Origin of the sequence: Bacillus pseudomycoides DSM 12442, from assembly GCF_000161455.1 — a bacterium.
In the GTDB taxonomy this organism is placed as follows: Bacteria; Bacillota; Bacilli; order Bacillales; family Bacillaceae_G; genus Bacillus_A; species Bacillus_A pseudomycoides.
The window spans coordinates 5,055,982-5,063,877 of record NZ_CM000745.1 but is presented as its reverse complement, the minus strand read 5'-3'; the positions used below and the strand labels follow the sequence as shown (position 1 = coordinate 5,063,877).

Annotated in this window: 6 protein-coding genes and 2 pseudogenes; 6 read left to right on the top strand and 2 right to left on the bottom strand. The window is 33.1% G+C overall.

From position 1 onward, the window contains the following. Positions 1 to 218 (top strand): ribbon-helix-helix protein, CopG family (locus BPMYX0001_RS25610; RefSeq protein ID WP_033799389.1); only part of this gene is annotated, 218 nt, incomplete at its 5' end. A 198-nt stretch (positions 219 to 416) separates the two neighbouring features. Here the strand turns inward: BPMYX0001_RS25610 and BPMYX0001_RS25605 are convergent. Then, positions 417 to 1,802, bottom strand: coding sequence for a family 8 glycosyl hydrolase (locus BPMYX0001_RS25605; protein WP_006097088.1), 1,386 nt, complete (start codon positions 1,800 to 1,802; stop codon positions 417 to 419). Positions 1,803 to 2,499: 697 nt separating this feature from the next. Between BPMYX0001_RS25605 and BPMYX0001_RS35050 the strand changes: the two are divergent. After that, a pseudogene (locus BPMYX0001_RS35050) lies at positions 2,500 to 2,583 on the top strand (IS6 family transposase); the annotation flags it as partial. 69 nt (positions 2,584 to 2,652) lie between these two features. On the opposite strand, the gene BPMYX0001_RS25600 reads toward BPMYX0001_RS35050, so the two are convergent. Further along, positions 2,653 to 3,861: an MFS transporter gene (locus BPMYX0001_RS25600; protein ID WP_033799388.1), complete on the bottom strand. Its 1,209-nt coding sequence runs from the start codon at positions 3,859 to 3,861 to the stop codon at positions 2,653 to 2,655. Between the two features lie 381 nt (positions 3,862 to 4,242). On the opposite strand from BPMYX0001_RS25600, the gene BPMYX0001_RS25595 reads away from it, so the two are divergent. The 4 genes and pseudogenes from BPMYX0001_RS25595 to BPMYX0001_RS32460 form a co-directional block, all read left to right on the top strand. After that, on the top strand, positions 4,243 to 5,517 hold the full coding sequence (locus tag BPMYX0001_RS25595) for an aspartate aminotransferase family protein (protein WP_018783204.1): 1,275 nt from the start codon (positions 4,243 to 4,245) through the stop codon (positions 5,515 to 5,517). Beyond that, positions 5,514 to 6,461, top strand: coding sequence for an inositol monophosphatase family protein (locus BPMYX0001_RS25590; RefSeq protein ID WP_033799387.1), 948 nt, complete (start codon positions 5,514 to 5,516; stop codon positions 6,459 to 6,461). The genes BPMYX0001_RS25595 and BPMYX0001_RS25590 overlap by 4 nt, the downstream gene beginning before the upstream one ends. Next, the gene (locus tag BPMYX0001_RS25585; RefSeq protein WP_033799386.1) at positions 6,439 to 7,485 is read left to right on the top strand and encodes a zinc-dependent alcohol dehydrogenase; all 1,047 of its coding nucleotides are present in this window, start codon (positions 6,439 to 6,441) and stop codon (positions 7,483 to 7,485) included. The genes BPMYX0001_RS25590 and BPMYX0001_RS25585 overlap by 23 nt, the downstream gene beginning before the upstream one ends. Before the next feature lie 275 nt (positions 7,486 to 7,760). After that, a pseudogene (locus tag BPMYX0001_RS32460) lies at positions 7,761 to 7,896 on the top strand (IS6 family transposase); the annotation flags it as partial.

The window sequence follows — 7,896 nt, the reverse complement described above, 5'->3', positions numbered from 1 at the left end:
CCAGTTTGGCACCCTATATAATAGAAGGAAAACTGATACAACGCGTTAATAATAGTGTGTATTTAGATAGTAATGCCGTAACAAAACCGGTAACTCTCACAAGTAACGAGTATAAATCCATAACAAAAATTGTAGAAGAAACAAACAGTTCCATCGAAGAATTTATTAAAGAAGCAATTCGAGATAGAATTAATCTGCACTTACTTAATCAAAAATAAAAAGGTTCCATTTGAACAATTTTTCCTTTTTCTATGCTGATCACACATCTTTTTCTAGAGTCCTACTATCAGTATGTCCAAGTTTAGGAGATTTACTTGCAAAAGTTTTAGAGTTTTTGTACCAAAGCAGGTTTTCAGTATTCATAGAACTACTCCCAATTATAGAAGTGGGAGTAGTTCAAATACTGCATATGGATTCTATTCCTTATATTCAGACTGAATTTCTGACTTTGTTGGATTTTGTATGTTTTTTTCATCGGATGTCGGTTTCCACCAATTACCAGTTATGAATAACATGGTCAATAAATTATAACTGTCACTAAAATAGCTTTCTTTTTTATTCTTCATCCAATCCCATCCGTTATTAACCCACGCTTGATTATTACTGTTAGTTGTACCGGCAGCAATAAATGGTGAAACGAACACAGCTGTTGGATAATCACCAATGTTTGTTCCATTTAGTTCATAACCGTCCACAATTTTAGATGGGTTACCTTTTGTTTTATTTTTAATCCACGTAGCGACCTTATCAGAAATCACCTTACTTCTCTTTTCTCCATACATTGCATAATCCATAACAATTCGGAGTGGTACACGACTCGCATTATAGTAGTATGCATCGGTATGTTTTGATTCATCTAAAAAGTCTTTAGGCGCAGGCTGTGGTGGATTTTTCACAACAAAATCAGAAATCAATCCTGTAGTTGGCGAGTATTTATTTGTAAACTGTGAATAAGTATTGTAGAGATTATCAATAACATTAAGCCAAGTTTTATCTCCTGTAAATTCGTAGAAAGCTCTTAAATGAGACATCATCCAATCGGAGGGTCTAGTATCAAATGTACTCTTTGAACCCCAATCACCTAAATTCAAACTATTATTTTGGGTCACATTACTAGCCTTAATACCTTTTGTAATCATATTTTGAGCTTCTTTCAAATAGTTGATTGTGCCATTTGACCCCCATTGCTTATGAGCAAGAAGAAGTGAGTAAGCAATGTCTAAATCCCCATCTGTCGCAGAATCAAAATGCCCTTGAGCTTTTTTACTATCGGCTACAACCCAACCCATTAAATTGGGATTTTCGGAACTTTTAAAAGCTCTCGCTGTTTTAAATAAGCCATTATAAATAGTTTGGGCGTTTGAATCATAACCTGCCATTAAAACCGTGATTATCATACCATAACCCTGTCCTTCTGAAGTTCCTAACGGTTTAAAGCCGTCTGCATTTCCTGTAATCTCTCCTTTGACGTAGTAACCACCTGGAAGTGAAGAAAGATCATTCTTTAGATACTTATTTTTCCAATTATTATAATAATTTTTAACTGAAGTATTCAAACTTTCTTGCGAAACATGATTCGGTTTAATAATACCAGAGTAGTTTACTTGCTGTGGAAAGGGTTTCATCTCTTTAGCAACAGCTGCTACTTGAAGAGTGTTTGATGTAGTAGAAGGATTTATTATGTCTCCAGTATTTCTTAATGAAGTGTTGTCTAAAACCTCTGCAGCAGTACAATTAGTATAACTTGCTAAACCTATACCAAATGCGGATATAAAAGTGAATATCTTTCTTTTTCGGCTCATTTTTCGGCTCCTTTAAAAAATTAATTTTCGTAAAGTACAGAAACAATCCTATAATGCTATGAAATTTACTTTACTAATACATCAACTTTGATGTACTTTTCATCTTTGCTCAATTCCATTTTACAAATGATATATATAAGTTGTATTTCTAGGTAGTTTTCGTACAGAGCGGATACAATTACTCCTGATTTAGTAGTTTATATAAGAAAGTAAAATCACCATATTTATGTGTCTTAGCAGATACAATTGAGTTGAAATTTTAGATAAAATGGGATGTGATTTTATATAGCTCTCAAAATTTACTGTTGTTTGCTTTCCAAGATTTTTTGATACTATTTGTTACGGAAATTTTTCTTTGGGAGGAGAATCCGCATGTAAATTTGAGTCACTTACACCCAATGCCATTATTCATGCCACCACAACAGCCAATAATAAGCTAAAGGAACTTTTCAATATAATCACCTCTTAAAATGTATTTATATAGAAAATGTACCGTTTTTTGGTGATTATTGAAATAGTCTTTAATATTTTTCAAAAGATGTCTGATTTTATGTTTTTTACTATCTTTATAGGAATATGACTGACCGAGCATGCTCTATAAACAAAAAGGAAACACCTAAGCTACGGTTCTGCGTAGGTGTTTCCTTTTGCATAATGGTTTTTTATATTGGACTACTTAAATCTTGTTATATAGAAAAAAATGGGACAGATTGATTTACAGAATCAGTCTGTCCAAAACCAGAAAAAGTTCATCCACCAAGTATTTGGACTTATAGTATAAAATACGATTCCACTAGAAATCTACTATTATCCATGTTCTTCTTCATATATTTGCATCAGAACCCTAAATCTAAATTTTATGATTATTATCATGTTCTCGTATAACTGATAAACTAGCATTTCCCAAAATTTGAATTCCAATTATCAATATTAACATTATTAACATTATACAGGCAAATAGCCAAAAAGTAATTTGAGCAGGGTACTTATCCATACTCTGTCCTATAATAATTGGAATTAATGAGCCACCAAGACCGTTGGTAGCTAATAATATACTGGTTGTCTTTTCTGTTTGTCCAGGAAAATATAGGTTTGTGATAATTAAGGCAATCGCAAACATTGCTGCCATAAATAACCCCAGAAAGAAGCATAGAAAGAAACCCAACCAAACATTTCCACTAATGGCTAGCAATATAAGTACAACTAGGCCTCCAATATTAATTAAAAGTAAAAACGTGTTATAGGTAAGCTTTTCAGAGATAACACCTGTTAACGCACGTCCTATTACCATTGCCATCCAGTAAACAGTTACAGTCAGTGTTGCAAGAGAATTAGGGACTTCCCACTCTTCCATGAAAATTGAAGGCAAAAAATGAACAATAGATACTTCGCTTCCACCATAACAGAAGAAATATATCGCAGAAAATGTAATGATTAAAAACGTCTTTTTAGTATAAGAACCAGTTGTTTTATTAACAGATGTATTAGTATTGGTATTCTTTATAAGAAATTCATCGACTTCGCCAAAAGACAATACCTTCCATCCGAGCATAACTAAAAATGAGCTCAATCCTAATATCAAAAATGCATATTCCCAAATACCCTTACCTATAAGTACGCTGGAGAAAAGTGGCATGAATAGTGCACCTAATCCAAACGCAACTTCTAGTTTACTCATTGCTGTGGCTTGTTTTTCTTGAAATGTAACTAAAATGATTGTGCCAATACAAGATTCCGCTAATCCAGCTCCATATCCTGCTAATCCGACTAATGGAAAAAGAAAATACCAATTTGGTAGAAAAAATGTAAAAAGCTCAAGACTAATCATAATTAAACCCAGGAGAACTACATTTTTACGTCCTAGTTTTCTAACTAGAATAGGCATGCTAAGTACACCAAGTAAAAAACCAACAAATTGACCAAAGATGAGTAAACCACCATTACTATAATTTTGCTTATAGTGAATTAGAATTTCAGGTAGCATTGCACCAATGATAACTAAGGTAAAAGCGATTAACATGTACGAAAAGAAGCTTATCCAAAGTAAACGTTTTAGCAACTATTTCTCCTCCTTATTAATAATATATTTATTGTTTAAATCAATTGCATATAATAAACCTCTAATATCTAGATATTACCAATATTATTATATAGAAAAAATTAAAATTTCAAAATTTAAATTTTTAATGTTAACAATTTTTAATTATACTACCTTTTTTTATGATTTTTTAAAAAATTTTGTATTTTTTATTTTCTCAACATAATTTACCTTAATTTAACTTGTAGTACGGATATTTCACATTATATTATGAGACTGTTATTTAATAACAATTTTCAAATTGTGGTGCATAGTAAATACAGTCATAATCCATTATTAGTTAGGTTGGGCCCCCTAACACATAAATTTTAACATTACTAAAATAATAGGAGTGTTGTAAAAATGAATGGTAAAGTTAAAAGTTTAACAAACCCTGACAGTCTGTATTACAAAGTAGACAATGTCGTTATGGAGAGAGGGGAAGGTATCTACCTTTACGATCAGGATGGAAATAAATATTTTGACTGCGCATCAGCTACATTTAATTTGAATTTAGGATACAGCAATAAAGAAGTGATTGATGTAGTAAAAAATCAAATGGATAATCTGATTCATGTTACTTCATCTTATCAAACAGACCCTGTAAATAAATTAGCAGAGAAACTTGTTGAAATTGCTCCTAGCAATCTCACAAGGGCACACCCAAAAGTTAGCAGTGGCTCAGCGGCGAATGAAGGCGCTATTAAAATGGCACAATACAATACTGGGAAACGTGATGTTATTTCTTTATTCCGCAGCCATTTGGGACAAACATATATGATGTCAGCCCTTTCAGGAAATGCTTTTCGAAGAGAACCATTCCCACCTCAATTTTCCTTTGGATTGCAAGTCCCAGATCCTTATTGCCTGCGTTGTTTTTACAATCAAAAATCTGATTCTTGTGGAATGTTGTGTGTCGAGAGAATTAATGATTTTATTGAATATGCAAGTACAGGGAATGTTGCAGCTATTATGGTTGAGCCGATATCAGGAAATGGAGGAAATATTGTTCCACCTAAGGGATATTTCAAATCGTTGAAAAAATTATGTGAAGAACACGATATTGCATTAATTTTTGATGAGATACAAACGGGATTTGGTAGAACAGGTAAAATGTTTGCTGCTGATTACTTTGATGTACAACCTAATATGATGACAGTAGCTAAAGGTTTAGGTGGAACTGGATTCCAAGTTGCAGCTATCCTTACTGAAGAGAAGTATGTGGGTATGCCTGGTCACCATCATTCTTTTACTTATGGATCGAATGTAATGGCATCTGCAGCAGCATGTACCACAATTGATATATTACAAAGACCTGGATTTTTGGAAAATGTGACTGTGGTTGGAAATTATATTATGGAACGTTTAGAAAAAATGAAAGAAAGATTTAAGTTTATTGGAGATGTAAGAGGTGTAGGTTTAATGATTGGGGTTGAAATAGTAAAAGATAATAATGAACCTGATGTTGAACTTACAAATCATATTGCAAAACGTGCTATGGATCATGGCATAATTATCAGAACATCTAGATATGGCTACGGGAATGTGTTTAAAATTCGTCCACCTCTTACTATTACTCTAAGTGAGGCAGAAGAACTGTGTTATAAATTAACTCATCTATTGGAGGAAATCAAGTGAAAACCTATATTATTGAGTTAGGAAAATACGTATATAATAAGGTGAAAAATCAAAAGGGAACTTTGAAAAACCGTATAGTTAATGGATACTCTCCAGGTGGAGATGCACAGTTTAATATTGATACTGCAGCAGAAAATGCGGTCCTTGATTATATATCAGATAAGAAAGAACCTGTTGCATTCTATACTGAAGATGGTGGTCTTAAGATTTTTGGAAAAAATCCACAATATATTTTAATTGTAGATCCGATTGATGGTACTCGTCCTGCAGCTGCAGGACTTGAAATGTCTTGTATTTCTATTGCTCTAGCAAAATACAAAGACAATTCTAAAATTAAAGATATTGAATATGCGTTTCTAATGGAACTTAAAACAGGTAATTACATGTATAGTGATATTTTTTCAAATTCTATAGAATTTGAAGGCTATAATAGCCAATTACCAAACTTAAGCCAGGACAAAGACATTAAGAATATGTTTTGGAGTTTTGAGTTTAATGGTCATCCTACTAACTTAATGATTGAATCTTATGGACATCTGATCGATGAGTCAGCAAATAATGGTGGCGTATTTATATTTAATAGTGCATCTTATTCTATTTCACGAATTATTACAGGTCAAATGGATGCATATGTAGATATCGGGAATAGACTTCTAAAAGATTATCCAGATTTGTTACCAGATTTTCAAAGAGTAGGAAATGGTCAAGTCTTACACCTCTTTCCATATGATATAGCTGCCAGTGTGTTTCTAGCGAAAAAAGCAGGAGTTATTATTACTGACGCATATGGTAATTCTTTAGATGAAACTCTTTTAACAGATCTCAGTTATATTAACCAGCAGTCATGTATAGCAGCTTCTACCAAAGAATTACACCAAAATTTATTGGAACAAATTAATTGGAAACGGAGCGAGGAAAAGTATGAAGGCATTGGTATGGACTGAAAATAAAACATTAGAATATAAAGAAGTGGAAGAACCTCAAATACAAAAAAATAATGACGTAAAAGTCAGGATTTATGGTACTGGGATTTGCGGGACCGATTTGAATGTACTAAAAGGGAAGATGTATGCTGCTCCAAATATGGTTATGGGACATGAATCGGTTGGAGTCGTAGTGGAAATAGGGGAAGAGGTTAGAAATGTAACGGTAGGAGATCGTGTCGTAATTGATCCTACTCAGTTTTGTGGGAAATGTTATTACTGTAGAAAAGGTTTAACATGCTATTGCGAAGAGTTCGATGAATGGCAGCTAGGAATCGGTTCTCATGGGACTTTTGGAGAATATTATGTTGGAGAAGATAGATTTATTTACAAATTACCTGAATCAATGGAATGGGAGAGAGCTACATTAATTGAACCTCTTTCATGTGTCCTTAGCGTTATAGAAAAAGCTAATATAAAACCAGATGACTCCGTTCTAGTTTTAGGGTCTGGACCGATTGGACTGTTAGTTCAGATGATTACTCGAAAACTTTCTAGAATTACAGTTGCCACAGAAATTGGTCCCTTTAGAACAGAAGCTGCACGAAAAATAACCAAATATGTATATCATCCGCAAAAACTCACCTTAGAAGAAATCTACCGAATTAATCAAGGAAGAAAGTTCGATGTAATTTTTGATGCCATAGGTAATCAACTAGACTGGGCATATCCGCTTATTGAAAAAGGTGGAAGGCTTATTCCGATGGGGTTTGATGATACCTATGAGTTCAAAGTTAAACCGTTTGAATTACTATCAAAAGGAATTACAATTATTGGAACTGGAGAAGCACATCATATGATGGAAAAGGCTTTATCCTGCGCTATAGACCTTCCAGAATTATCGAATTTAATTACGGAAAAAGTAGCACTTGAAAATTTTGATACAGCTATTGGTAACTTAATGGGGTTTGATCCAACTACTAATGAAAGAAAAGATATTAATTCCATTAAAACAATTTTAGTCTCTGAACCTAATCGTATCTAAGAAATATTAACCAGCTATTTGTTTTATAAATTCAATGAAAATAATAATTTTCCTTCCCACTTTTATCTCATCATCAGGAGAATCTGGATGTCCAGAGAGTTTTATATATCGACCTTTTAAAGAGTATATCAATAGATTAAAATCATTGTTTTGACTACTGTACAAATTTTAGATGAGAATTTAGGTTCTGGTGCAAAAACTCTAAAACTTTTGCAAGTAATCTCCTAAACTTGGACATACTGATAGTATTACTCTAGAAAAGGTGTGTGATCGATATGGAAAAGGAAAATTTGTTCAAATGGAAGCATTATCAGCCGGAACTTATCTTATTAACAGTAAGGTGGTACCTACGGTACAATTTGAGCTTCCGTAACCTAATGGAAATGATGGAGGAACGAGGCTTATCCATAG

What these genes read in the sequence shown, in the direction of transcription:
- BPMYX0001_RS25595 (WP_018783204.1), top strand. Translation starts at nt 4,243, where the DNA reads ATGAATGGTAAAGTTAAAAGTTTAACAAACCCTGACAGTCTGTATTAC.
- BPMYX0001_RS25605 (WP_006097088.1), bottom strand. Translation starts at nt 1,802, where the DNA reads ATGAGCCGAAAAAGAAAGATATTCACTTTTATATCCGCATTTGGTATA.
- BPMYX0001_RS25585 (WP_033799386.1), top strand. Translation starts at nt 6,439, where the DNA reads ATGAAGGCATTGGTATGGACTGAAAATAAAACATTAGAATATAAAGAA.